The sequence below is a fragment of the Myxococcus sp. RHSTA-1-4 genome, from assembly GCF_020037125.1.
Taxonomy (GTDB): domain Bacteria; phylum Myxococcota; class Myxococcia; order Myxococcales; family Myxococcaceae; genus Myxococcus.
Genome location: NZ_JAIQDG010000023.1, coordinates 25,935 through 49,155 on the forward strand (window position 1 = coordinate 25,935; position 23,221 = coordinate 49,155).

Consider the following 23,221-nt stretch of genomic DNA (forward strand, 5'->3'; position numbering starts at 1 on the left):
ACACGCGGGCATCCGCCGCGCGAGCAGAGACTCTTCCTGGTGGGCTTCTCGCAACTCCTTGCAGAAGCCCCTGGCAGCCGCCCCCTTACCGCTGGCTGGTGACACGGCTCCGGTCCTGCTGGAGCGTGGTCCTACACAATCATTCCCCTGGCTTCACATGACGCTTGTGTTTCAAAACGGCATACACCGGTCAACACACGGACGTTTGTGAGGCGGGCCTCCCCAGGACCGCTGCCACACGAGCGTGTGTCTTCAAACACGACAAAACGCCACGCCCCGCGCATGAGCGCGGGACGCGGCGCGAGAACTTCGAATTACTTCTTGCTGGCCTCGACGAAGCCCGCGGTGTCCTCGTAGAAGTGGTACTCGAGGATCTTGCCGTCCTTGACGATGACCTTCAGCGCCCAGTCGCTGGCGTAGGGCTTGCCGGTGGTGCGGATGTTGTGAACGAAGGCGCCGCTCGCGAACGCGACGTTGCCCTCGCCGATGACGTGGTCCACGGAGAACGCCTTCGTGTCGAAGTTCTTCCCCATGTTGGTCAGGAAGGCCTTCGCGCCCTCGGTGCCGGAGTAGGAGCCGTAGAGCTGGTCACCCTTGCGCTCGCCCTTGCGGACCGCGGTGATGCTGGTCTCGGGGTGGAAGGAGTTGATGACGCCCTCGGAGTCGCCCTTGCCGAAGGCCTCGAAGAAGCCCTTCACGACGTCAGCGGCGCTCTTGGCGGTGGTGGTGTTGGTCATGGTCTTGTTCTTTGCGGGGGTGGAGGCGGGCTGGGCCTTGCCCTCAGCCGCGGCCGTGGTGGTGAGGGAGAGAGCCAGAACGATTGCGGACAGGCAGAGATGTGCTTTCATGTGGTGCTCCTGAGGTGTGAGGCAGACGCATGCCCGGGCACTCATGGCCTATGGGTGTGCGCTGTCCTGGTCGGTTCGCGTATGGACGCGAGATCACTCATCCCACGCACTCCCCGGCGAGAACGCAGGGACTGTGCGAGTGGGTTGATGGGGTCTATACTATGGGCGACAAATGCGACGAACAATGACCGAAACGCTCGCTTTTCGGTCCAATCGTCTTGGCGCCGTAGATTCGTGAATCAACGGGCTATTCTCCGCCGTGGCTGTTGAGGCGGAATCCGTCGAGGTGGAATCCATGGACGTACTCGCGAACGTGCTGGGGGTGACCCAGCTTGGCAACACGATGCTCTGTCAGTCGGAGCTCATGGCGCCCTGGGGGCTCGACATCGACGCCCATACGAAGACGGCCGTTCATCTCGTGCAGCGCGGGGTGTGCTGGCTGCGGCTGGAAGGTGAGCCGGAGCCGATGCGGCTCATGCCGGGCGACGTGGTGCTGGTGGGCAGTGGGGTCCGCCACTATCTGACGGACGACCCCACCACGGTGGCGCAGCCCTGGGAGCAGGAGCTGGCGCGGATGAAGGAGCGGCTCGCCTCGATGCCGCAGCCCGCTTCCTCCGACACCACGGTCCTCCTGTGCGCGGCGTACGAGTTCGAGCAGGACGGACAGCATCCGCTCCTGGCGCTGCTGCCGAAGCTCATCCGCCTGCACGTCGACTACTCCGAGGAGAGCGGCCAGTTCCAGGCGTTGGTCTGGCTGCTCGCGCACGAGTCGGGCCGCAAGCTGCCGGGGTCGGAAATCGTCATTCCCCGGCTGGTGGACAGCCTGTTCGTCTTCATCATGCGGGCCTGGATGGAGAGCCAGCCGGTGGGCGCCGGTGGGTGGTTCGGCGCGCTGAGGGACCCACAGATTGGCCGGGCCCTCTCGCTCATCCATGAGAACCCGGAGCTTCCCTGGACGGTCGAGAGCCTGGCCGCGAAGGTCGCCCTGTCCCGAGCGGCCTTTGCCCGGCGCTTCGTGGAACTGGTGGGGGAGCCTCCGCTCAAGTACCTGACGCGCTGGCGGATGAGCCTGGCCGCCAAGATTCTGAAGACCACCAGCGAGTCCGTGGACGAGGTCGCCACCCGCGTCGGGTACGACTCTCCGACGGGGTTCGGCAAGGCGTTCCAGCGCTACCTCCGGGTGGCCCCCGGCCGCTACCGCTCGGCGGGCCATTCCAGCCAAGGGACGAGCGGGCACCTGAGCGCGAGCCATGCGGCGAAGGCCGCCGCCCAGCAACCGGTGCTGCGAGCGGTGTCGGGAAGCTGAGCCCGCATCCATATTGAAGGTCGCGCACTGACACGACGGCCGGGTCTGAATGCATCTGTGTTGCAGGTGCATTCATGCTGTCGGACGGGGTGTGCGTTGACAAGTGCCTCGCGGCTCCGCTATCTGCGCGCCCACAACTGAATCGCCGCCTTGGGTGCCCATGACGGGCATAACAGGGAAGCCGGTGTGAATCCGGCGCGGTCCCGCCACTGTGAGTGGGTGAGGCCGCTTCCACGAAGTGCCACTGGGTGCAGCGATGCATCCGGGAAGGCGGAAGCGGCGCGGGAGTCCTCCTCGAACGAGGAGTCTCTCGCACCCATGAGCCAGGAGACCTACCCCAGGCTGAATGACTGACCCTCTCCGTGGACTGAGAGGAGGTTGCCATGCCTTGGGTGCATGGGCGTTGGGACGGCACGTGCCGGCCCGCTCCCGTTGATGACCGTCTGCTGTCCCGTGTGCGCGGAGCGCCGCTCGCGCTTGCCGCGCTGCTGCTGGCGCCCGCGTGCGCCCATGCCATGCACCTGGCCGAGGGCGTGCTGCCGCTGCCCTGGGCCGCGGGGTGGACGCTGGCGTTGCTGCCGCTGCTCGCGCTCGGGATTCGCACGCTGCGCCTGCGCTCGGCCGGGGACCCCGTCTTCGGCCCCTTCCTCGCGATGCTGGCGGCGGCGGTGTTCGTCATCTCCTGCATGCCGGTGCCGGTGCCCACCGCGGGCACGTGCAGCCATCCGGTGGGTACCGGGCTCGCCGCCGTGCTGGTGGGCCCCCTGCTCACGGTGCTCGTCACGCTGGTGGCGCTGCTGCTGCAGGCGCTCTTCCTCGCGCACGGGGGACTCACCACGCTGGGCGCGGACGTGTGGAGCATGGGCGTCGTCGGTGGGTTCGCGGGCTGGCTCGCCTTCCGGGGCCTGCGCGGGCTCGGCGCGTCCCTGCCCGTGGCGGCCTTCGCCGCGGGGTTGGCCGCGGACTGGGCGACGTATGCCACCACCGCCTTCGAGCTTGCCTCCGCGCTGCACGGAGACGAAGGGCTCGGCCGCGCGTTCAGCGCCGTCGCGCTCGCGTTCGTTCCCACCCAGTTGCCGCTCGGGTTGCTGGAAGGGGCGCTGACGGCGGGGGCGGTCGCCTTCATCGCGCGCCGCCGTCCCGCGCTGCTCGCCTTCGGCGCCGCGCGCACCCCGGTGTCCTCGTGACGGGCGCCACCCCTGAAGGTTGGCCCGGTGTGGACGAGCACGTGGTGCGCCCGTACGCCGAGGCGGCGGGGCGCACGCCCGCGCCGCTCTTCCCGCAGCCCGAGGGCGACGTGCTCCTCTTCGCCTTCCTCATGGCGGGGCTGGTTGGCGGCTGGGTGCTGGGCTACGGCTACCGCGCGCTCTTCGTGGAGGGAGGCCGCCGTGGTGCGTGAGCCTCCCTTGTGGGTGCGCGTGCTCGATGCGCGCCTCACGCTTGGCTTCGCGCTCGCGCTCCTCGCCGTGGGACTGGGCGGGCCGCTGCCGTGGACGCCGCTCGCGGTGGCGTTGAGCGCGGGGGCGCTCGGGCTCGCGTGGGGCAGGGCTCCCGCGCGGGTGGTGCGCGGGTTCGGGGCCGCGCTGGTGGCGGGAGGGCTCGCGGCGGCGCTGCACGTGGCGCTCGGCACCCGGGCTGGAGCAGAGGCGGGATTCGTGCTCGGGGCGCGGATGGCGGCGGGGGTCGCCGTCTTTGGTCTCTTCTCGCACCTGACGCCTCCGTGGGTGTTCGCGCGTGCGCTCCGGGGACTGGGCGTACCGGAGGTGTTCACGGAGTTGCTCGCGCTCTCGGCGCGTTATGCCCGCGTGTTCGAGGGGGCGGCGCGCACCGCGCGCGAGGCGCAGTTGGTGCGCGGCGGTTACGGCGGCATGCGCCGGGCGCTCGGCTCGATGGGGGCGCTGGCGGGGCTCACGCTGGTACGCGCCTTCGACCAGGCGTGTGCCACCGCCGAGGCCCGTGCCGCGCGCGGCCTGGGGGGCCGGCCGTGACGGCGCGTCCGGGCAAGGTGGCAGCCGGCACGAGGGCCGGGGGCCGGCCATGACGGTGCGTCTGGGCGTGGAGGCGGTCAGTGCCGGGCCTGGGGGGACGCGCGCGGTCCTCACCCGCGTATCGCTCGAGGTTCAGGCCGGTGAGGTCGTGGCGCTCCTCGGGGCGAATGGCTGTGGGAAGACGACGCTGCTGCGCACGCTGATGGGGCTCCTTGCCGAGCGGGGAGGGCGGACGCTGCTCGACGGAGTGCCGCTTGGGAGAGGGGCCGCGGCGCGCGCGGCGGCCGGGGTGGCGCTCGCGTTCCAGAATCCCGACGACCAGCTCTTCGGCGCGACGCTCGAGGAAGACGTCGCGTCGGGTCCCCGGGCGCGGGGCCTGGGCACTGCGGAGGTGGAGGCTCGTGTCGGGGCGGCGCTCTCCGCGGTGGGCCTGGATGGGCTCGGCGCGCGAGAGGTGGAGCAGTTGAGCTTCGGTGAGAAGAAGCGCGCCTGCCTCGCGGGTGTGCTCGCGCTGAAGCCACGGGTGCTGTTGCTCGATGAGCCCACCGCGGGACTGGACCCGGTGGGGGAGCGCGAGGCGGCCGGACTCCTGCGCCGCGTGGCTTGCGAGACAGAGGCGGCGGTGCTGGTGGCCACCCACGCGGTGGACGAGGTGCCCCTCTTCGCGGACCGCGTGGCGGTGCTCGGCGAGGGCACGCTGCTCGCCTTCGGTGCGCCGGAGCGGGCCTTCGCGGATGCGGACCTGCTCGCGCGTGCGCGGTTGCGGCCCCCCGCCGCGCTGGAGCTGTGGGGCCGGCTCGGGAGCCCCGTCCTTCCCGCTCCTCTCACGCTGGACGCGGCCGCCGAGCGCCTGCGTCCGCTCCTCGAGGTGCGCTCGTGACGACTCCCGCTGCCCGCCGCGGTGTGCTCCTCGTGGGCCATGGCAGCCGCGACCCGCTCGCGCTGGCCGAGGTGCGCGCCTTCGCCGAGGCCTTCCGCGCCCGCCGGCCCGACTGGCGCGTGGAGCTCGCCTTCGTGGAGCTCACTCCGCCCCCGCTCGTGGAGGCGCTCGACACGCTCGCCGCCGAGGTGGACGAGGTGCTGGTGGTGCCGCTGTTCCTCTTCACCGCGCGCCACGTGAAGAACGACATCCCGCTCGCGCTGACCCTCGTCCGCCAGCGGCATCCCGCCGTGCGCTTCGTCGCGGTCCAGGCCTTCGGGGTGCACCCCTCGCTCGCGCAGCTCGCCCACGCTCGTTTCGAGGCGGCGGTGGGCGGGCCGCTCCCGGTGGACGTGGCCGCGAAGACGGCGGTGGTGATGCTCGGGCGCGGCTCGTCCGACCCGGATGCCAATGGTGACTTCGTCAAGCTCACGCGCCTCTTCGCCGAGGGCCGCGGCCTTGCCCAGGTGGTGCCCGCGTTCGTCGGTGTCACCACGCCCAAGCTGGAGGAGGCGCTCGACCTGCTCGCGCGCGCCCGGGCCGAGCGCGTGGTGGTGGTGCCCTACCTGCTCTTCACCGGCCTGCTGCTCCAGAAGGTGCGCGAGCAGGTGGCGCGGTTTGGCGAGCGCTACCCGTGGGTTCGCGCGGAGCTCGCTCCCCACCTCTGGGACGGACCCACGGAGCCGCTCCTCGCGCACGTGGAGCGTCGAATCGAGGACGCGCTCGCGGGCGGAGCGCCCCTCCCCTGTGACACGTGCCAGTACCGGGTGCCGCTCGCGGGCCTGCAACGCGAGGTGGGCGGGCTGCGCGCGCTCCTGTGGAGCATCCGCCACCGGGAGACGCACACCCAGGCGGCACCCCACCCGCACGCGCACCGCGCACTGGAGAAGCACGTCCTCATCTGCGGCAACGCGGACTGCGCGGACCGGGGGAGCCTCGGACTGCTGGACGCGGTGCGCAGGCGCCTCAAGGTGTTCGGCAAGGCGCGCACCGTGCGCGTGACACGCACGAGCTGCATGGGCCGCTGCGGAGAGGGGCCCACCGTCGCCGTCTATCCGGATGGCGTCTGGTACCGCGGCGTGACGGAGGCGGACGCCGGGGAGCTCGTGGACGAGCACCTGGTGGGCGACCGGCTGGTGGGCCGGCTCGTCGACAACATCATGAGCTGAACGAGGAGGCTGAACATGGCTTGCCACGAACTGGCCGCGCTGCGGCTGTCCCTGATGAACGTGCTCGGCATCGACGATGCCGCCGAGCGCCAGCACGAGCTGGCCGAGCTGGGCTCCGCGGCCGAGGCGCCCGGCGTCCTGCGCTCGCTCGCGCGGGCGAAGGACCTCGCCGAGCTGCAGCGCTTCTTCGCGTCCGCGCTCGTGGGGCTCCAGGAGAAGGTGGCCGGGACCCGGGCGGACGACCCGAAGCTGCCCTACCTGCGCACGCTGCTGGTCCTTACCCGCGGCGTGGAGCTGGAGCTGCAGCGCCACGTGGACTCCCTCACGTCGCTGTGGCGCGGCCTCGAGGAGCTGCACGACTTCACCCACGAGCTGTACCCGCGCGACTAGCGACTCATGGCCACCGCACGCACCGCACGCCTTCTCGCCTCCGTGCCCCTGGGCACGAGCGGGCGACTGCTCACCTTCGAGGCCGGGGAGCCCCTGGGCTTCGTGGGCGGCCAGTACGTCATCGTGGACACCGGCATCGAGCGTGAGGACGGCCGGCGCCACAAGCGCGCCTACTCGCTGGTGAGCGCGGATTCAGGGCAGCGCCGCTTCCAGCTCGCCGTGTACCAGCACGGGCCCGGCTCCTTCGTGCTGCATTCGGCGGCGCCGGGCGCCGTGTTCTCCTTCAGTGGCCCGTGGGGCAGCTTCCTCCCCGAGGACGCGCAGCCCCGGAGCACGCTGCTCGTCGCCACCGACAGCGGCATCACCGCGGCGGTGGGGCTGCTGCGGGCGCGCGCCTTCGCGCCCCACCGCTCCATGACGAAGCTGCTGTGGCTGCGGCCGGAGGGCTTCGGCTTCTTTCCCTCCGAATCGGTCGAGCAGATGGCGGGGCTCGCGCCCGAGCTGGGGACCCTGCCGCCGGTGGGCCATCCGGAGCGGCTGGAGGCCTTGCGCGCCGAGGTGCTGCCGCACGCCGCCGTCCAGGCTCCCGAGCGCGTGTACCTGTCGGGCGACGGCGCGGTGCTCGCTCCGCTGCGCACCGAGCTGCACTCGCTCGGGATGGCGGAGGGCACGGTGCGGCTCGAGTCCTTCTTCAACCCTCCGGTGCGCAAGGCGGCGGCATGAGTCAGGGCGCGCCTCCCCTCGTGCCGCCGCGCGACAAGCGCGGCACCCGGACCGGCTTCACCACCGGCGCATGCGCGGCGGCCGCCGCCAAGGCCGCGGTGCGGGTGCTGGTGCGAGGGGGCGCGCTCACCGAGGTGGAGACGATGCTGCCCAACCGCGACCGCGTCACCTTCGCGCTGCACCGGTGCGAGTCGGACGGAGAGCGCGCGGTGTGCAGCGTCATCAAGGACGCCGGCGACGACCCGGACTGCACCCACGGCGCCGAGCTGGTCGCCGAGGCACGCCTCACCGGTGATGGCCAGGTGACGCTCGCGGGCGGGCAGGGGGTGGGCGTGGTGACGAAGGAGGGGCTGGGGCTGGAGGTGGGCGGCCCGGCCATCAACCCGGTGCCCCGGCGCAACATCATCGACATGGTGCGCGAGGAGCTTCCCGAGGGCACGGGTGCGCGAGTCGTCATCCACGTGCCGCGCGGCGAGGAGATGGCGAAGGAGACGCTCAACGCGCGCCTGGGCATCCTCGGTGGCATCTCCATCCTGGGGACCAGCGGCATCGTGCGCCCGTATTCCACCGCCGCCTACAAGGCGAGCGTGGTGCAGGCCATCGACGTGGCGCGCCACCGCGGCAACGCCGACCTGGTCCTCACCACCGGGGGCAAGAGCGAGAAGTACGCGATGGAGCTCCTGCCCCACCTCCCCGAGGAGGCCTTCATCCAGGTGGGGGACTTCATCGGCGTGGGCGTGAAGCACTCGGCCCGGGTGAAGGCCGAGCGCATCCACGTCGTGGGGATGATGGGCAAGCTGTCGAAGATGGCCGATGGGAAGCTGCAGACGCACGCGGCCGGCTCCGACGTGAACATGGCCTTGCTCGCGCAGCTCGCCCGCGAGTCGGGCGCTCCGGACGAGCTCGTGCGCGAGGTGGAGGGGGCCAACACCGCGCGCCACGTGCTGGAGCTGTGCGCGGCCCGGGGACTCACCGACATCACCACCCGCGTGTGCCAGCGCGTGGTGGAGCACCTCGCGCGGCACGCGGGGGCTGGGCCCCAGGTGCGCGCGTATCTCGTGGACTTCAACGGCACGTTGCTGGGGCAGCACCCGGCGCCGCCGCGGCAGGAGGAGGCAGCGTGAGCGACATGCGCCAGTTGACGGCCCTGGGCCGTCGCATCGAGGACGAGAGCTTCTCCATCATCGACCAGGAGGCGGGCGCGCACGCTCACCCGCCCGCCGAGTGGCAGGTGGTCCGCCGTGTCATCCACGCCACCGCGGACTTCGAGTTCAGCCAGCTCGTGCGCTACTCGCCGGACGCCATCGCCTCGGGCGTGGCGGCCCTGCGGCGCGGTGCACCCGTGGTGGCGGACGTGAAGATGATTCTGGCGGGCCTCGCGGAGGAGCGGCTCGCGGCGCATGGCTGCCGCACACACTGCTTCATCTCCGACGAGGACGTCATCGAGGAGGCCCGGGCGCGCAACAGCACGCGGGCCATCGAGGCCATGCGCAAGGCGCACCGGCTGGGGCTGCTCGAAGGCGCCCTCATCCTGGTGGGCAACGCGCCCACCGCGCTCCTGGAGGTGGCCCGGCTGGTGCGCGAGGAGGGGCTGCGGCCGGGCCTCGTCGTCGGCGTGCCGGTGGGCTTCGTGTCCGCCGCCGAGTCCAAGGAGGTGCTGCTCGGGCTGCCGGTGCCGCACGTGGTGACGCGCGGGCGCAAGGGCGGCAGCACCATCGCGGTCGCCATCGTGCACGCGCTGCTCCTGCTGACCCGGGAGGGGACGTCATGAGGCGCGCGGCCGTCACGGTGGTGGGCGTGGGGGATGACGGGTGTGCGGGGCTGTCCGCGCGCGCGGCCAACGCGGTGGCCCGGGCCCAGGTGCTGGTGGGGGGCGAGCGCCACCTCGCCTTCTTCCCGCAGTTCACGGGAGAGCGCATCGTGCTCAAGGGCGGCCTCGGCGCCGCGCTGGAGCGGGTGGCGGAGCTCGCGAACGAGCACCAGGTGTGCGTGCTCACGTCGGGCGACCCGCTCTTCTTCGGCATCGGCGGGCTCGTGGCTAAGAAGGTGGGCGCGGACGCGGTGGAGTTCGTTCCCCATCCGTCCAGCGTGCAGCTGGCGTTCGCCCGCATCGGGGTCGCCTGGGAGGACGCCCAGGTGCTGTCGTTCCACGGGCGGCCGCTCACCGGACTGTGCTCCCGGCTGCGGGGACTGGCCAAGGCCGCGCTCCTCACCGATGGAATCAACACGCCTCCCGTCATCGCGCGCCACCTCCTCGCGCATGGACAGGCGGGCTTCACCGCGTGGGTCTGCGAGCGGCTGGGCAACCCGGGTGAACGGGTGCGCCCCTTCTCGCTGGACGCGCTCGCCGGGTGTGAGGACGTGGACCCGCTCAACGTCCTCGTGCTCCTGCGCACCGCCCCCAGCTGGCGGCCCCCTCCGCGCGTGCCCTTCCTCCTGGAGGAGGCGTACGCGAAGCGCGTGCCGAAGCGGGGACTCATCACCAAGCGCGAGGTGCGGCTGTTGTCGCTCGGGCTGCTCGGGCTGCGTGAGGACAGCGTGGTGTGGGACGTCGGGGCGGGCAGTGGCTCGGTGGGAATCGAGGCGGCGCTGCTCGCGCCGGGAGGCCACGTGTACGGCGTGGAGGTGGACCCGGAGGGCGTGGCGCTGTGCCGGGAGAACGCGCTGGCCCACGGCGCGGACAACTTCAGCATCATCGAAGGGCGCGCTCCCGAGGCGCTCGCCGGCCTGCCCGACCCGGACGCCGTCTTCGTGGGCGGCTCCAAGGGCAGCATGCGCGACATCCTCGACGTGGCCTTCGCCCGTCTTCGGCCCGGCGGGCGGCTGGTGGCCAACGCCGTCACCCTGGAGAACGTGGCCGAGGTGTACGCGGGCCTCAAGGAGCAGGGCGTGGAGCCCGAGGTGCTGCTGGTCAACGTGGCCCGGGGCGAGCCGCTCGCGCGCTACCAGCGCTACGACGCGCACAACCCCATCCACCTCTTCTCGGCGAGCAAGCCGGCGCAGGTTTCGGAGGAGAACCGATGAGTGGCGTACTGGTGGGCGTGGGGGTGGGCCCCGGGGCCCCGGACTTGATGACGCTGCGGGCGGTGCGCGTGCTGCGGGAGGCGGACTGCATCGCCATTCCCCGCCGCTCGGAGTTCGATGAGTCGCTCGCGTGGCGCATCGCGAAGGGGAACGTGGGCGAGGTGCCGGGCCAGGAGCGCCTGTTCCTCACCTTCCCGATGACCAAGGACCCCGAGCGGTTGAAGCCCGCCTGGGCCAAGGCGTTCGCGGAGCTCGCGCCCCGGCTCGCCGCGGGCAAGCGCGTGGCCTTCATCTCCGAGGGAGACCCGCTCGTCTACAGCACCTTCATCTACCTCCTGGAAGCCGCGCCCGAGCACTTCCCTGGCGCGCGGGTGGAGGTGGTGCCCGGCGTGTCCTCCGTCACCGCGGTGCCGGCCGCCGTGGTGCAGCCCATCGCTGACGGGCAGGAGCGCATCGCCGTGCTCCCCGCGACGTACGGCGTGGAGGACCTCGCGCGCGTGCTGCGCGACTTCGACACCGTGCTCCTGATGAAGGTGGGCAGTGTCATGCCCCAGGTGGTGGCGGCGCTGGAGCAGGAGGGGCTGCTGGACCGGGCCGTGTACGTGTCGCGGGCCAGCGCGGGCGCCGAGCGCGTGGTGCGGGATTTGCGCAGCATCCGCAATGACAAGTGCGACTACTTCTCCATGGTGATGGTGGCGAAGAAGGAGCGCAGCGGCGTGCTTGCCGGCCGCGCGGTCGCCGCGCTCGCGGAGGCCACCCCGTGACGGCGCGCGAGCCATTCGCGGCGAATGCCATCGTCATGGACGGGCTGGGCCTCGCAGGCGTGCGCTCCGAGGAGGAAACCCCGTGACGATGCGCAAGCCCTTTGCTGTCTACGCCATCACCCTGCACGGGCTGGACATCGCGCGCAGGCTCTCCGAGGCGCTGCCCGGCGCGGACGTGTACGTATCGGAGAAGTTGCTCGCGAAGGCGGCCCCCGGCGCGCTGCCGCTCGCTCTGCCGATGGGGCCCACGCTGCGGCGGACCTTCACCGCGTACGACTGCCACGTCTTCATCATCTCCGTGGGCGCGGTGGTGCGCATGGTGGCCCCACTCCTCGAGGACAAGAAGGTGGACCCGGCGGTGGTGTGCGTGGACGACGCGGCGCGCTTCAGCATCTGCGTGCTGTCGGGCCACGTGGGGCGCGGCAATGCCTTCACGGACCGGGTGGCGCAGGCGCTCGGTGCCACGTCCGTGGTCACCACGGCATCCGACGTGCGCGGCACCCTCACCGTGGACATCCTCGGACGCGAGAAGGGCTGGCGGCTCGATGACCCGGACCGGAACGTGACGCGCGGCTGCGCCGCCGTGGTCAACGAGACGCGTGTCCTCTTCGTGCAGGAGACGGGCGAGCCGGACTTCTGGCCGCTCGACAAGGCACTGCCACCGGGCGTCGGGTACGCCACCTCGCTGGACGGTGTGGACCCCTCCGCGTGGGAAGTGCTCCTCGTGGCGAGCGACCGGGACTTGAAGGAGACGCACCGCGCGCACTGGGAGAACGCGGTGGTGTACCGGCCCCGGTCACTCGTGCTGGGGCTGGGGTGCGACCGCAACACGCCCTCCGCGCTCGTCTCGCGCGGTGTGGATGCGCTGCTCGCCCGGCACCTGCTTTCCCCACTGTCCGTCAAGGCGGTGGCCACCATCGACGTGAAGGCGGACGAGCCAGCCCTCCTGGAGTTGTGCGCGGCGCGCGGCTGGGAGCTCGTCACCTTCCCGGCGGCCCGGCTCGACGCGGTGGAGGTGCCCACTCCTTCGGACACGGTGAAGCGGCACGTGGGCACGCGCGGAGTGAGCGAGCCCGCGGCGCTGCTTGCCTCGGGCGCTTCCAAGCTGCTGGTCACCAAGCAGGTCTACACCGAGGATGGCGCCGGCCGGTCGATGACCTTCGCCGCCGCGCGCATCCCCTTCGCCACCCGCGGGGAGTCCCAGCATGTCTGAGGGCGCCCTGAGGGGCGAGGGCCGGTCGATGACGTTCGCCGCCTCGCCCATTCCATTCGCCACTCACAAGGAGGTCCCGCGTGTCTGAGGGAACCCTGTCCGTCGTGGGCATCGGCCCGGGCGATGGAGCCCATGCCACTCCCGCCGCGCTCGCCGCCATCCGCGAGGCGGAGGTGGTGGTGGGCTACCGGACCTATATCCAGCTCGTGCGCCACCTGCTCGACGGCAAGGAGGTGGTGCAGACCGGGATGACCGAGGAGATTGGCCGGGCGCGCTCGGCGGTGGAGCGCGCGCGCGCCGGCGCCCGGGTGGTGCTCGTCTCCTCCGGAGACGCGGGCGTGTACGGCATGGCGGGCCTCGTCTTCGAGGTGCTGCGCGACATCGGCTGGAAGCGCGGGGACTCACCCGAGCTGCGGCTCATTCCCGGCATCACCGCCGCGTCGAGCTGTGCCTCACGTGTGGGCGCGCCGCTGGTGCACGACTCCTGCACCATCTCGCTGTCCGACCTGCTCACGCCGTGGGCCACCATCGCCCGGCGCATCGAGGCAGCCGCGGCGGCCGACTTCGTCATCTCGCTCTACAACCCGGCGAGCGGCCGGCGCACCCGGCAGATTGTCGAGGCGCAGTCCATCATCCGCCGCTACCGCGAGGGCACCACGCCGGTGGCGCTGGTGAAGGGCGCCTACCGCGAGGGCGAGAAGGTGGCCCTCACCGACCTGGACCACCTGCTCGACTACGAGATTGGAATGCTCACCACGGTCATCGTGGGCTCGAGCCAGACGTTCATGTTCGAGGGCTACATGGTGACGCCGCGCGGCTACACGCGGAAGTACACGTTCGATGGTGACGTGCTGCCGGGCCAGCGCCCGGGCCGCTCGCTCGTCGTGGCGGAGGAGGGTTGAGCATGGCGCGCGTGGGCCGGCTGGCCGGGGCGCTCCTGGCCGAGACGCAGGGCGAGTTCTTCCTCGTGGGCGACCTCAAGGAGCCGTGTGACTGGGCGGCGGCGGGCTTCGAGCCGCCGGCGCGGCTGCCCGGGGTGGGGACGCCTTTCGTGCGCCTCTCTCCCGTGCGCCCGGTGGAAGTGACGACACCGCTGCTCGTGCTGGAGGTGGAAGGCGAGCCGCTCGCCATGCTCCTTCACGAGCGGCTCGTCATCCACCGCAACGCGAGTGTGTCCGAGCGGCTGTGGCGGCTCGTCACCCAGGGCGAGGCCGAGCCGCGCACCGACGCTCGCTGGCTCGGGCAGATGCCGGCCGCCGTGTGGAACGTGGTGCGCGACGGCGTCCTCAAGTGCTCCTGAAGGGAGAGGTCCTGCAATGAAGGTCTACATCATCGGCGCGGGGCCCGGAGACCCCGACCTCATCACCGTGAAGGGCGCACGGCTCGTCGAGCGTTGCCCCGTCGTCCTCTACACGGGCTCGCTCGTGCCGGAGGCGGTCATCGCTCGCGCCGCTCCCAACGCGCGGGTGCTCGACTCGGCGGGGATGACGCTGGAGCAGATTGTCGAGGTCTTCAAGGAGGCGCATGCGCGCGACGAGGACGTGGCGCGTGTGCACACCGGGGACCCGAGCATCTTCGGTTCCACCGCGGAGCAGATGCGCCAGTTGGAGGCGCTCGGCATCGAGTACGAAATCGTTCCGGGGGTCTCCAGCTTCACCGCCGCGGCGGCGGCGCTCGGCAGGGAGCTCACATTGCCCGAGCTTTCCCAGACGGTCATCCTCACGCGTGCCGAGGGGCGCACGCCCATGCCTCCGCTGGAGAAGCTGGAGGACCTGGCACGCCACCGCGCGACGATGTGCCTGTTCCTGTCCGTGAATCTCATCCGCGACGTGGTGGCGCAGTTGACGCCCGCGTACGGGGAGACGTGCCCGGTGGCGGTGGTGCAGCGCGCCACCTGGCCGGACCAGCGCGTGGTGCGCGGCACGCTCGCGGACATCGGTGACAAGGTGCGCGAGGCGCGCATCACCGCCACCGCGATGATTCTGGTGGGCGAGGTGCTGGAGGCGAAGGACTTCGCCAACTCACGCCTGTACGACGCGGGCTTCACCCATCGTTTCCGCCGGGGGACCGACCGTGCGTCGTGACTCGGCCCCGCGGCTCGCGGTGACGGGCTCGGCGTCCACCGGCAAGACGGCGCTCGCCCGGGCGCTGTCCGGTGCGCTCTCGCTGCCGCTCGTCCCCGAGGAGATGCGCGCTTACCTGTCGAGCACGGGTGTGCGGCTGGAGCAGCGCTCGCCCCAGGAGGCGGCCCGGGCCCTGGAGGGCATGTGGCGCGAGCGCCTCGTGTCGGAAGACGCCCACCCCGGCGGCTTCGTCGCGGACAACTGCGCGCTCGACTTCGCCGCCTATGCGCTTCACCACGGGTGTGCACCCGAGGCACCCGAGCTGCTCGCGGCGGCCACCACGTGTGGCGGCGCCTATGACGCCGTCTTCCTGCTGCCCCACGGCGTGCTGCCGTACGAACAGGACGGGGTGCGGAGCACGAGTCCCGGCCAGGAGCTGCGCTACCAGTTGGTGCTGGAGGCCCTCCTGCGCCGGCACGTGTCTCCCTCCCGCCTCATCGAGGTTCCCTCCCGGCTGCGTACGGTGGAGGAGCGGCTCGCATCCTGCCTGGACGCGCTCGCTCGCCTGTCGCGCCGCCGTGGGCCGCTCGTCTCACTGGTGGGCGCGGGGCCCGGTGACCCGGGGTTGCTCACGCTGCGTGCGCGGGAGGTGCTCGCGAGCGCGGATGTGATTGCCTACGACGCGCTCGTCGCGCCCGCGGTGCTCGCCTCGCTGCCTCCGGGAGCCGAGCGCGTCTCGGTGGGCCACCGGAACCAGGGGGCGAAGCAGGCCGGCTACCGCATCCATCCCGCGGTGCTGGAGCACGCGCGCGCGGGACGGCACGTGGCGCGGCTCAAGCAGGGCGACCCGTTCATCTTCGGCAGGGGCGGCGAGGAGGCGGAGGAGCTTCTCGACGCGGGCATTCCCTTCGAGGTGGTGCCGGGAGTGTCCGCAGCACTCGGGGCCGCGGCGTATGCGGGCATTCCGCTCACCCATCGTGAGTACGCCTCGGATGTGACGTTCGTCACCGGGCACGACATCGAGGGGCCTTCGAGTCACACGGACTGGGCCCGGCTCGGCGCCGCCGCCGGCACGCTGGTGCTGTACATGGCGACGCGGAAGCTGGAGGCGAACCTCGCGCGGTTGGTCGCGTGCGGGCGGGCGGCGGATACGCCCGCGGCCTATGTGGCGGCGGCGACCACGCCCGAGCAGACGGTAGTGGTGGGCACGCTGGCGAGCCTCGCGGCCGAGGTGGAGGCGCGCGGCCTCATTGGCCCCCCGGCGCTGGTGGTGGTGGGCGAGGTGGTCCGGTTGCGCGAGCGGCTGCGGTGGTTCGAGGCGCGTGCGCGTGGCCTTGCGGCGGAGGTGGCGGCATGACGGACGCGAAGACGCGGGGGCTGCTCGTCGTCTACACGGGCGATGGCAAGGGCAAGACGACGGCGGCGCTGGGCGCGGTGTTCCGCGCGCTCGGGCGCGGCCTCAAGCCCGCGGTGGTGCAGTTCATCAAGGGCAAGTGGAAGACGGGCGAGCGGCTGTACGCGGAGACGATTCCCGGGCTCGTCTTCCTCACCATGGGGCGCGGCTTCACCTGGGAGAGTGATGACCTGAGTCGCGACAAGCGCGCGGCGGAGGCGGCGTGGGAGGAGGCCGCGCGGCTCATCGGCTCGGGTGAGCACGGGCTCGTCGTGCTCGACGAGCTGACGTACTGCCTCAACTACGGCTGGCTGTCCGTGGACGCGGTGCTTGCAACGCTCGACCGGCGTCCCGCCCACGTGCACGTTGTCGTCACCGGCCGCAATGCGCCCGAGCCGCTGCTCGAACGCGCTGACCTCATCACGGAGATGCGCGCGGTGCGCCACCCCTTCACGAAGGGTCTGCCCGCGCAGCCCGGACTGGACTTCTAGGCGATGAGTGGCTCCGGCATTCCCCGCATCGTCGTCGCTGGCACCGCCAGCGGCGTGGGCAAGACGACCACGGTGGTGGCCCTCACCCGGGCACTGCGGGCCCGTGGGCTCGAGGTGGCCACGTTCAAGTGTGGCCCGGACTACCTGGACCCTACGTTCCACGCGCGCGCGAGCGGCGCGCCGTGCCACAACCTCGACGGCTGGATGATGGGGCGTGAGGCGGTGGTGGGCACGTTCACGCGTGCGAGCCGGGGCGCCGACGTGGCCCTCATCGAGGGGGTGATGGGCCTCTTCGACGGAGCCTCGGCGGACACGGATGACGGCTCGGCCGCGCAGGTGGCTCGGTGGCTCGGGGCTCCGGTGCTCGCTGTCGTGGATGCGAGCGGAATGGCGCGCACCATCGCCGCTATCGGGCATGGGCTCGCGAGCTTCCACCCCGAGGTGCGCGTGGTTGGGTTGTGGGCCAACCGCGTGGGCAGCCGCGGGCACCTGGAGTTGTTGCAGCGCGCCTGTGTGGGCACCGGCACGCCCGTGGTGGGCGGGTTTCCGGAGCGGCCCGAGCTGGCCTTCCCCGAGCGGCACCTGGGGCTCGTCACCGCGCAGGAGGGAGGCTTGCCTCCCGAACGGCTCGAAGGGTGGGGGGCGCTCGCGCCCGAGTGGTGCGACGTGGACGGTGTGCTCCGGCTCGCCGCGAGCGCGGGCGCTCTCGATGGGACCGTGCCCGAAGCCTCGGTGCACAGGGCGGTGGCACCGGTGTGCCGTATCGCCGTGGCCCGGGACGAGGCCTTCCACTTCTATTACGAGGACAACCTGCGGCGGCTGGAGGCGTTGGGCGCGGAGTTGGTGCCGTTCAGCCCGGTACGCGACGGGGCGCTGCCTCCGGAGGTTCATGCCCTCTATCTGGGGGGTGGATACCCGGAGGCTCATGCCGAGGCGCTCGCCCGGAACGCGCCGATGCGTGAGGCCGTGCGCGCGTTCGCCCGGGCGGGTGGCCCTGTGTACGCCGAGTGCGGGGGGATGATGTACCTCGCCCAGGCGCTGCGCACGCTCGATGGACGGATGCACGAGATGGTGGGCCTGGTGCCAGGGGTGGCGGTGATGGCGCCCAGGCTGCAGGCGCTCGGCTATGTGGAGGTGGAGACGACGCGGCGCACGGTGCTCGGCGGCGCGGGGCTGCGCTTTCGTGGCCACCAGTTCCGGTACTCCACGCTCGAGGGTGCTCCCTCGGACGGTGGCGCGCTCCGGGTGCGCCGGCGGCGCGGCGACTCCACGCATCAGGAGGGGTATGGGCCGGACAACGTGCTCGCCTCCTACGTGCATGCGCACTGGGCATCCAATCCGCTCGCGGCCGAGGGCTTCGTGCGGAGCGCGTGTGCCTTTCATGAGGGGGCGAGATGAGCGCGCTCGCAATCACAGGTCCGGACGACGCGTCCGTGCCTCACCTCGAGGGAGGGCTCCTCGTGGTGCGGCTCGGCGCGCCTCATGCCGTCCTTTCATGGGCCGTGCATCGAGGCGGGCGTACGCGCGCGAGCGAGGTGGCGTGGCGCCAGGTGACGGACGCGGAGCTGGGGCCCGAGGTCGACCCGGCCTTGCTGCTCTCCCGCAGTCTCGAAGCGCGGGGCCTGTCCGGAGCGGTGGGACTGCTCACCTCGCGTGACCTGTCTCGCTACGAGGACGTCACACGCGCGCACGGCGCGTACTCGGCGCGGTGCGTGGCCACGGTCGGGCTGGGCAATGCACTCGCCATCGGCGATTCACCCGGGCCGCTCCGGCGGAGTGTGGGCACCATCAACCTGCTGTGCGTGCTGTCGCATCCAGTCGGGGAGGGCGCGCTCGTCGAGGCTGTCTCCATCGCCGCCGAGGCCCGAACCGCGGCGCTGGTCGAGGCGCGCTTCCCGTCGCGTCGCTCGCTCCGCCCCGCGACGGGCACCGGCACCGACTGCATCGTGGTGGCGGCGCCGGAGGCCGGCCCCACGCCGGAGCGCTGGGTGGGCAAACACACGGCGCTCGGTGCCTCGCTGGGCGCGGCGGTGCACGAGGCGGTGGCCCGGGGGGCTCACGCGTGGCTGGCCGAGCGGGGGCTGCGATGAGCACGTGCATCACTCGCGGGTGCAGCGGCGTGAGCACGGGCAGGAGCCGCGCCGCGGCGTGGCCCACCCGGTGGAGGCAGCGATGAGCGCACGCATCATCCTCGTGGGCGGAGGCGTGCGCTCGGGCAAGAGCGCCTTCGCGCTGAGGCTCGCCGAGAAGCTGGGCGCGCATCGCACCTACTTCGCCACCGCCCAGGCCTTCGACGACGAGATGCGCGAGCGAGCGCGGCGCCATCAGGCCGAACGGGAAGGACGCTTCATCACCGTCGAGGAACCCGTGGCGCTGTGCGAGCGGCTCGAAGCAGACACTTCCGACGTGGCGGTGGTGGACTGCGTCACCCTGTGGCTCTCCAACCTGCTGCTGCGCGGGGACACGGCCGGGGCCATCCTCGCGGAGGTAGAGCGGCTCACCTCGGTGCTGCGCGCACGCCCGGGGGCCACGGTGCTCGTCACCAACGAGGTGGGCATGGGCGTGGTGCCGGACACGCCGCTCGGCCGGGTGTTCCGGGACGTGTCGGGCGGCGCGCACCAGCGGCTCGCCGCGTGCGCGGATGAGGTGTATTTCGGCGCGCTCGGGTTGCTCCTGCGCCTCAAGCCCTCGCCCCTGGTGGTGGAGGCGGCGCCATGACGGGAGGCGCCCTGCACGCGAGCGTGGTGCTCGCGCTCGCCCTCCTTTGGGACGCGCTCCTCGGTGAGCCGCCCACCCGGATGCACCCCGTGGTGTGGATGGGCCGGCTTCAGCGCGCGCTGCGACGCCGGGCCCCGCGTGCCCCGCTGCCCGCGTTCCTGTGGGGGCTGCTCATGGCACTCCTGGGGCCGCTCGTCTTCGGTGGGGGCGCGTGGCTGCTCCTGCGCGGGCTCGCTCCGGTGCCCGCGCTGCACTTCCTCGCGGAGGTGTACCTGCTCAAGAGCGCGTTCGCGGTGCGGGCACTCGCCGAGGCGGGGCTCTCCGTGGAGCGTGCGCTGGAGGCGGGTGACCTCGCCGGTGCGCGCCTGGGCCTGCGCAGCCTCGTCTCGCGGGACACCTCGGAGCTGACGCCCTCGCTGCTATCGGCCGCCGCGGTGGAGTCGGTGGCGGAGAACACCTCGGACTCCGCCGTCGCGCCGCTCCTGTTCTTCGCGCTGGGCGGCGTGCCCGCGGCGCTCGCCTACCGGGCCGCCAATACGCTCGACGCACTCGTCGGCTATCGCGGCGAGTACGAGTGGCTGGGCAAGGCCGGTGCCCGGCTCGACGATGTCCTCAACCTCGTTCCCGCGCGTCTTACCGCCGCGCTGCTGGTGCTGGTGGCCCCCCTGGGGCGTGCTTCCGTCATCGGCGCGCTGCGCTGCTGGTGGCGCGACGGTGCGCGCACCGAGAGTCCCAACGCGGGCAGGCCCATGGCGGCAGTGGCCGGTGCATTGGGTGTGCAGTTGGAGAAGGTGGGCCACTACCGGCTCGGCGCCGAGGGCCGGCTGCCGGGCACGGGCGACATCGCGCGCACGGTGCGGCTCATGGTGGGAGCCAGCCTCCTGGGCGCGCTCGCCTCGCTCCTCCTCGTCTTCCTGCTGTGGGGAGGCTGAAGCACGCCATGCGCCCACTCCCTCGACCCGAGCTGCTCGACCTTCCACCGGCGCCACACGGCGGGGACGCGGGCAGCGGCCTCGTGGACTTCAGCACCGGTGTCTGCCCCCTGCCGCCTCCCAAGGCCGTGCTCGCCGCCCTGCGCTCGGCGGACGTCACCCGCTACCCGCACCCGAGTGCACTCCCCCTGCGCGAGGCGGCGGCCCGCGCGCACGGTGTCGTGGCGGACGCCGTCGTCGCGGGGAACGGCTCGGCGGAGTTGCTGTGGGCGCTCGCACGCGCCTTCGTCGGCCCCGGGCGGAAGGCCCTCGTCCTCACTCCGGCCTTCGGTGAGTACGCCCAGGCAGTGCGCGCTTCGGGGGGACGCCTCGCCACGCTCGTGGCCGAGGGGCCTCCCTTCCGGTGGGACGCGGAACGCCTGTTCGCCGCGCTCGGCGCGCACCGCCCCTCGCTGGTCTTCGTGGGACGTCCCTCCAATCCCTGCCTCGCGCTGGTGCCGCGCCAGACGCTGGAGGAGGCCGCGCGCGCCCACCCCGAGACTCTCTTCGCGGTGGACGAGGCCTATCTGCCCCTCCATCCCGGCGAGGAGGGACTCACCCCCGGGCCCAACGTGGCCCTGGTGCGCTCGCTCACCAAGGTGCTCGCCCTGCCGGGCGTGCGGCTCGGCTACCTCGTGGCCTCACCCGAGGTGGCCCGCGCCGTGCGTGCCGCGCTCCCGCCCTGGAACGTGTCCTCACCGGCGCTCGCCGCGGGCCGGGTGGCGCTCGAGGTGCTTCCCCTGCTGCTGCCCGGAATCCAGGCCGAGGTGACGCGGCTGCGTGCCTCGCAGGCCGCGCTGCTCGCTTCGGTGGGGGCACGGGTGGACGCCGAAGGGGGGACGTTCCTCCTCGTGCGGGTGGGGGACGCACCGGGCTTCACCCGGCGGATGGCCGAGGCGGGTGTTCGCGTGCGCGATGCGACGAGCCTCGGGCTTCCCCACCATGTACGGCTCGGAGTCCGCCCCGAAGCCGAGCACCCCCGCTTGCGCGCGGCGCTCGCCCACGCGCTGGAGAACGTATGACGGCACGCACCCTCATGGTCCAGGGGACCGCTTCCAGCGTGGGCAAGAGCCTGCTCACCACCGCGCTGTGCCGCATCTATGCCCGGCGTGGACTCCGGGTGGCGCCGTTCAAGAGCCAGAACATGGCGCTCAACTCGGCCGTCTGCCCGGACGGCGCGGAGATTGGCCGGGCCCAGTACGCCCAGGCCGAGGCGGCCCGGACGAGCCCGCGCGCGGAGATGAACCCCATCCTCCTCAAGCCCGAGACGACGAGCGGCTCGCAGGTGGTGGTGATGGGCAGGGTGCTGGGCAGCATGCACTTCCGTGACTTCCACCAGCGCAAGCTCGAATTGCGCGAGGTGGTGGGGCGGGCGCTGGACACGCTGCGGAGCGACTGCGACCTGGTCGTCATCGAGGGGGCGGGCAGTCCCGCGGAGGTGAACCTCAAGTCGAGAGACCTGGTCAACATGTGGGTCGCCGAGCGCGCGGATGCGCCGGTGGTGCTCGTCACCGACATCGAGCGCGGCGGGGCGATGGCCGCGCTGGTGGGCACGCTCGAGCTGCTCGAACCGCATGAGCGTGAGCGGGTGCGCGCCCTGGTGGTGAACAAGTTCCGCGGTGACCCGCGCCTGTTCGACGACGGGGTGCGCTTCCTGGAGGAGCGGCTCCGGGTGAGGGTGGCGGGCGTGGTGCCGCACCTGGGCGACACCGGCATCGCGAGCGAGGACTCGCTGGACCTCAAGCCCCGGGGCGCGGGCCGGGGCTCGGCGCGCGTGGCGCTGGTGCGGCTGCCGCGCCTGTCCAACTTCGACGAGTTCGAGCCGCTCGCGCGAGAGCCGGGGCTCGAAGTGCACTGGTGCGAGCGGCCCGAGGAACTGGAGGGCGCGGACCTCGTGGTCCTGCCCGGCACCAAATGCACCGCGAATGACCTGGCGTGGCTGCGCAGGACGGGGCTCGCCGCGGCGGTGGTGCGGCGGGCGCGCAGTGGCGGCGCGGTGCTGGGCATCTGCGGGGGCTATCAGATGCTCGGTGAGCGCATCCTCGACCCGCTCGGCATCGAGTCGCCGGAGCTCGAGGTGCCGGGGCTGGGCCTGCTGCCCGTCGTCACCCGCTTCGAGCGCGAGAAGGCCACCGCGCCCGTGGTGCTGCGGCTCGCGGAGGGGCTTCCCCTGCTGGAGTCCGTGGGCGGGCAGGAGGCGCGCGGCTACGAAATCCACTGCGGCCGGGTGACGGTGGCCCCCGGAGCACACGCGTTCGGGACGCTGCTGCGGCGCGGGCCCGAGCTGTTGCGTGTGGAGGAGGGCTGCACCGAGGGGAGCGTGGCGGGGACGCTGGTGCATGGCCTGTTCGAGAATGACGGCGTGCGCCGGGCCCTCGTGCGCGCGCTCGGCGCGGAAGCCGCGGTGGGGACGGTGGTGGACCCGTACGAGCGGCTCGCGGACCACTTCCAGGCGGCGCTCGACATGGCGCACCTGGACCGGCTGGTGGGGTTGTGAGCGCCGCCGTCCTCCCACCCGACTTCAGCGCCGAGGCGCGTGAGGCCGTCTACACCGCCATCTCCCGGCGGCGGGACGTGCGGCACTTCCGCCCAGGCGTAGCGGTTCCCGACGACGTCCTGGAGCGCATCCTCGGCGCGGCGCACCTGGCGCCGAGCGTCGGTTATTCGCAGCCCTGGGACTTCATCCGGGTGCGCGACAGGGCACGCCGCGCCCGCATCCGCCAGAGCTTCCTGCGGTGCCGCGAGGTGGAGGCCGCGCGCTTCTCTCCCGCGCGGCGCGAGAAATATCTCTCCCTCCGGCTGGAGGGCATCGAGGAGTCCGCGCTCAACCTCTGCGTGACGGTGGACCTGCGTCCCACGGAGGAGGCGGTGCTGGGTACCACCGCGCAGCCCGAGGCCCTGCGGTGGAGTGCCTGCTGCGCGGTGCAGAACCTGTGGCTGGCCGCACGCGTGGAGGGCGTGGGCGTGGGCTGGGTGAGCATCGTCGAGCCGCGCGTGCTGCGCGCCGAGCTGGGCCTGCCTCCGGGAGTCGAGCCCATCGCCTACCTCTGCGTGGGCTACCCGGTCGCGTTTGGTGACCGGCCTCTCCTGGAGGAGACAGGCTGGCGCACGCGTCGGCCGCTCGCGAGCGCGGTGCACGACGAGTGCTACCGCGCCGAGGCTCTGCCCGCGCCCGAAGCGTTCGTCACCGCCAGTCCTACCGGCCGGCACGGCTCCGGCGGTGGCGATGCGCCGTAGTCCG

The 23,221-nt window shown here is 72.3% G+C and carries 26 protein-coding genes and 1 riboswitch; of the genes, 25 read left to right on the forward strand and 1 reads right to left on the reverse strand.

Annotated elements, in window-relative coordinates; genetic code table 11:
* Positions 1-314: 314 nt before the first annotated feature.
* Positions 315-848 carry a nuclear transport factor 2 family protein gene (locus tag K8638_RS28015; protein ID WP_223757710.1) on the reverse strand — a complete coding sequence of 178 codons (534 nt, stop codon included), beginning with the start codon at positions 846-848 and terminating at the stop codon, positions 315-317.
* A 295-nt stretch (positions 849-1,143) separates the two neighbouring features.
* Between K8638_RS28015 and K8638_RS28020 the strand changes: the two genes are divergently transcribed.
* The 25 genes from K8638_RS28020 (at position 1,144) to bluB (ending at position 23,217) form a co-directional block, all read left to right on the forward strand.
* Positions 1,144-2,154: an AraC family transcriptional regulator gene (locus tag K8638_RS28020; protein ID WP_223757711.1), complete on the forward strand. Its 1,011-nt coding sequence runs from the start codon at positions 1,144-1,146 to the stop codon at positions 2,152-2,154.
* Between the two features lie 135 nt (positions 2,155-2,289).
* Positions 2,290-2,509: riboswitch (cobalamin riboswitch) on the forward strand.
* A 28-nt stretch (positions 2,510-2,537) separates the two neighbouring features.
* Positions 2,538-3,341 (forward strand): energy-coupling factor ABC transporter permease, encoded by an 804-nt coding sequence (locus tag K8638_RS28025; RefSeq protein ID WP_223757712.1) that lies wholly within the window; start codon positions 2,538-2,540, stop codon positions 3,339-3,341.
* Between the two features lie 29 nt (positions 3,342-3,370).
* Positions 3,371-3,553 (forward strand): hypothetical protein, encoded by a 183-nt coding sequence (locus K8638_RS28030; protein WP_223757713.1) that lies wholly within the window; start codon positions 3,371-3,373, stop codon positions 3,551-3,553.
* Entirely contained in the window at positions 3,546-4,142 is a 597-nt protein-coding gene (locus K8638_RS28035) for an energy-coupling factor transporter transmembrane component T (protein ID WP_223757714.1), read from the forward strand. Before K8638_RS28030 ends, K8638_RS28035 begins: the two co-directional genes overlap by 8 nt.
* A 49-nt stretch (positions 4,143-4,191) precedes the next feature.
* Positions 4,192-5,022, forward strand: coding sequence for an energy-coupling factor ABC transporter ATP-binding protein (locus K8638_RS28040; RefSeq protein WP_223757715.1), 831 nt, complete (start codon positions 4,192-4,194; stop codon positions 5,020-5,022).
* Complete coding sequence (locus K8638_RS28045; protein WP_223757716.1) at positions 5,019-6,230, forward strand: CbiX/SirB N-terminal domain-containing protein; 1,212 nt, start codon at positions 5,019-5,021, stop codon at positions 6,228-6,230. Before K8638_RS28040 ends, K8638_RS28045 begins: the two co-directional genes overlap by 4 nt.
* 15 nt (positions 6,231-6,245) lie before the next feature.
* On the forward strand, positions 6,246-6,620 hold the full coding sequence (locus K8638_RS28050) for a DUF3209 family protein (RefSeq protein WP_223757717.1): 375 nt from the start codon (positions 6,246-6,248) through the stop codon (positions 6,618-6,620).
* Between the two features lie 6 nt (positions 6,621-6,626).
* On the forward strand, positions 6,627-7,343 hold the full coding sequence (locus tag K8638_RS28055; protein ID WP_223757718.1) for an FAD-dependent oxidoreductase: 717 nt from the start codon (positions 6,627-6,629) through the stop codon (positions 7,341-7,343).
* Positions 7,340-8,467: a cobalt-precorrin-5B (C(1))-methyltransferase gene (locus K8638_RS28060; RefSeq protein WP_223757719.1), complete on the forward strand. Its 1,128-nt coding sequence runs from the start codon at positions 7,340-7,342 to the stop codon at positions 8,465-8,467. Before K8638_RS28055 ends, K8638_RS28060 begins: the two co-directional genes overlap by 4 nt.
* A gap of 5 nt (positions 8,468-8,472) precedes the next feature.
* Complete coding sequence (locus K8638_RS28065) at positions 8,473-9,114, forward strand: precorrin-8X methylmutase (RefSeq protein ID WP_223757828.1); 642 nt, start codon at positions 8,473-8,475, stop codon at positions 9,112-9,114.
* The gene (gene cbiE, locus K8638_RS28070) at positions 9,111-10,367 is read left to right on the forward strand and encodes a precorrin-6y C5,15-methyltransferase (decarboxylating) subunit CbiE (protein WP_223757720.1); all 1,257 of its coding nucleotides are present in this window, start codon (positions 9,111-9,113) and stop codon (positions 10,365-10,367) included. Before K8638_RS28065 ends, cbiE begins: the two co-directional genes overlap by 4 nt.
* A complete protein-coding gene (cobI, locus tag K8638_RS28075; protein WP_223757721.1) occupies positions 10,364-11,131 on the forward strand; it encodes a precorrin-2 C(20)-methyltransferase in 768 nt (255 codons plus the stop codon). The genes cbiE and cobI overlap by 4 nt, the downstream gene beginning before the upstream one ends.
* Positions 11,132-11,219: 88 nt before the next feature.
* Positions 11,220-12,344: a cobalt-precorrin 5A hydrolase gene (locus K8638_RS28080; protein ID WP_223757829.1), complete on the forward strand. Its 1,125-nt coding sequence runs from the start codon at positions 11,220-11,222 to the stop codon at positions 12,342-12,344.
* An 80-nt stretch (positions 12,345-12,424) separates the two neighbouring features.
* Positions 12,425-13,246, forward strand: a complete 822-nt coding sequence (gene cobJ / locus K8638_RS28085; RefSeq protein ID WP_223757722.1) for a precorrin-3B C(17)-methyltransferase — start codon at positions 12,425-12,427, stop codon at positions 13,244-13,246.
* A gap of 2 nt (positions 13,247-13,248) precedes the next feature.
* Entirely contained in the window at positions 13,249-13,644 is a 396-nt protein-coding gene (locus K8638_RS28090) for a precorrin-3B C(17)-methyltransferase (protein ID WP_223757723.1), read from the forward strand.
* A gap of 16 nt (positions 13,645-13,660) precedes the next feature.
* A complete protein-coding gene (gene cobM / locus K8638_RS28095; RefSeq protein WP_223757724.1) occupies positions 13,661-14,428 on the forward strand; it encodes a precorrin-4 C(11)-methyltransferase in 768 nt (255 codons plus the stop codon).
* Positions 14,418-15,764 carry a uroporphyrinogen-III C-methyltransferase gene (cobA, locus tag K8638_RS45325; protein WP_223757725.1) on the forward strand — a complete coding sequence of 449 codons (1,347 nt, stop codon included), beginning with the start codon at positions 14,418-14,420 and terminating at the stop codon, positions 15,762-15,764. The genes cobM and cobA overlap by 11 nt, the downstream gene beginning before the upstream one ends.
* Positions 15,761-16,291, forward strand: coding sequence for a cob(I)yrinic acid a,c-diamide adenosyltransferase (gene cobO / locus K8638_RS28105; protein ID WP_223757726.1), 531 nt, complete (start codon positions 15,761-15,763; stop codon positions 16,289-16,291). The genes cobA and cobO overlap by 4 nt, the downstream gene beginning before the upstream one ends.
* A gap of 3 nt (positions 16,292-16,294) precedes the next feature.
* A complete protein-coding gene (locus K8638_RS28110) occupies positions 16,295-17,689 on the forward strand; it encodes a cobyrinate a,c-diamide synthase (RefSeq protein WP_223757727.1) in 1,395 nt (464 codons plus the stop codon).
* Positions 17,686-18,381, forward strand: a complete 696-nt coding sequence (locus tag K8638_RS28115; RefSeq protein ID WP_223757728.1) for an adenosylcobinamide amidohydrolase — start codon at positions 17,686-17,688, stop codon at positions 18,379-18,381. Before K8638_RS28110 ends, K8638_RS28115 begins: the two co-directional genes overlap by 4 nt.
* A gap of 82 nt (positions 18,382-18,463) precedes the next feature.
* Positions 18,464-19,009, forward strand: coding sequence for a bifunctional adenosylcobinamide kinase/adenosylcobinamide-phosphate guanylyltransferase (cobU, locus tag K8638_RS28120; protein WP_223757729.1), 546 nt, complete (start codon positions 18,464-18,466; stop codon positions 19,007-19,009).
* A complete protein-coding gene (gene cbiB / locus K8638_RS28125) occupies positions 19,006-19,941 on the forward strand; it encodes an adenosylcobinamide-phosphate synthase CbiB (protein WP_223757730.1) in 936 nt (311 codons plus the stop codon). The genes cobU and cbiB overlap by 4 nt, the downstream gene beginning before the upstream one ends.
* 8 nt (positions 19,942-19,949) lie before the next feature.
* Complete coding sequence (locus K8638_RS28130; RefSeq protein WP_223757731.1) at positions 19,950-21,002, forward strand: histidinol-phosphate transaminase; 1,053 nt, start codon at positions 19,950-19,952, stop codon at positions 21,000-21,002.
* Positions 20,999-22,477 carry a cobyric acid synthase gene (locus K8638_RS28135; protein WP_223757732.1) on the forward strand — a complete coding sequence of 493 codons (1,479 nt, stop codon included), beginning with the start codon at positions 20,999-21,001 and terminating at the stop codon, positions 22,475-22,477. The genes K8638_RS28130 and K8638_RS28135 overlap by 4 nt, the downstream gene beginning before the upstream one ends.
* A complete protein-coding gene (gene bluB, locus K8638_RS28140) occupies positions 22,474-23,217 on the forward strand; it encodes a 5,6-dimethylbenzimidazole synthase (protein ID WP_223757733.1) in 744 nt (247 codons plus the stop codon). The genes K8638_RS28135 and bluB overlap by 4 nt, the downstream gene beginning before the upstream one ends.
* Positions 23,218-23,221: the final 4 nt, after the last annotated feature.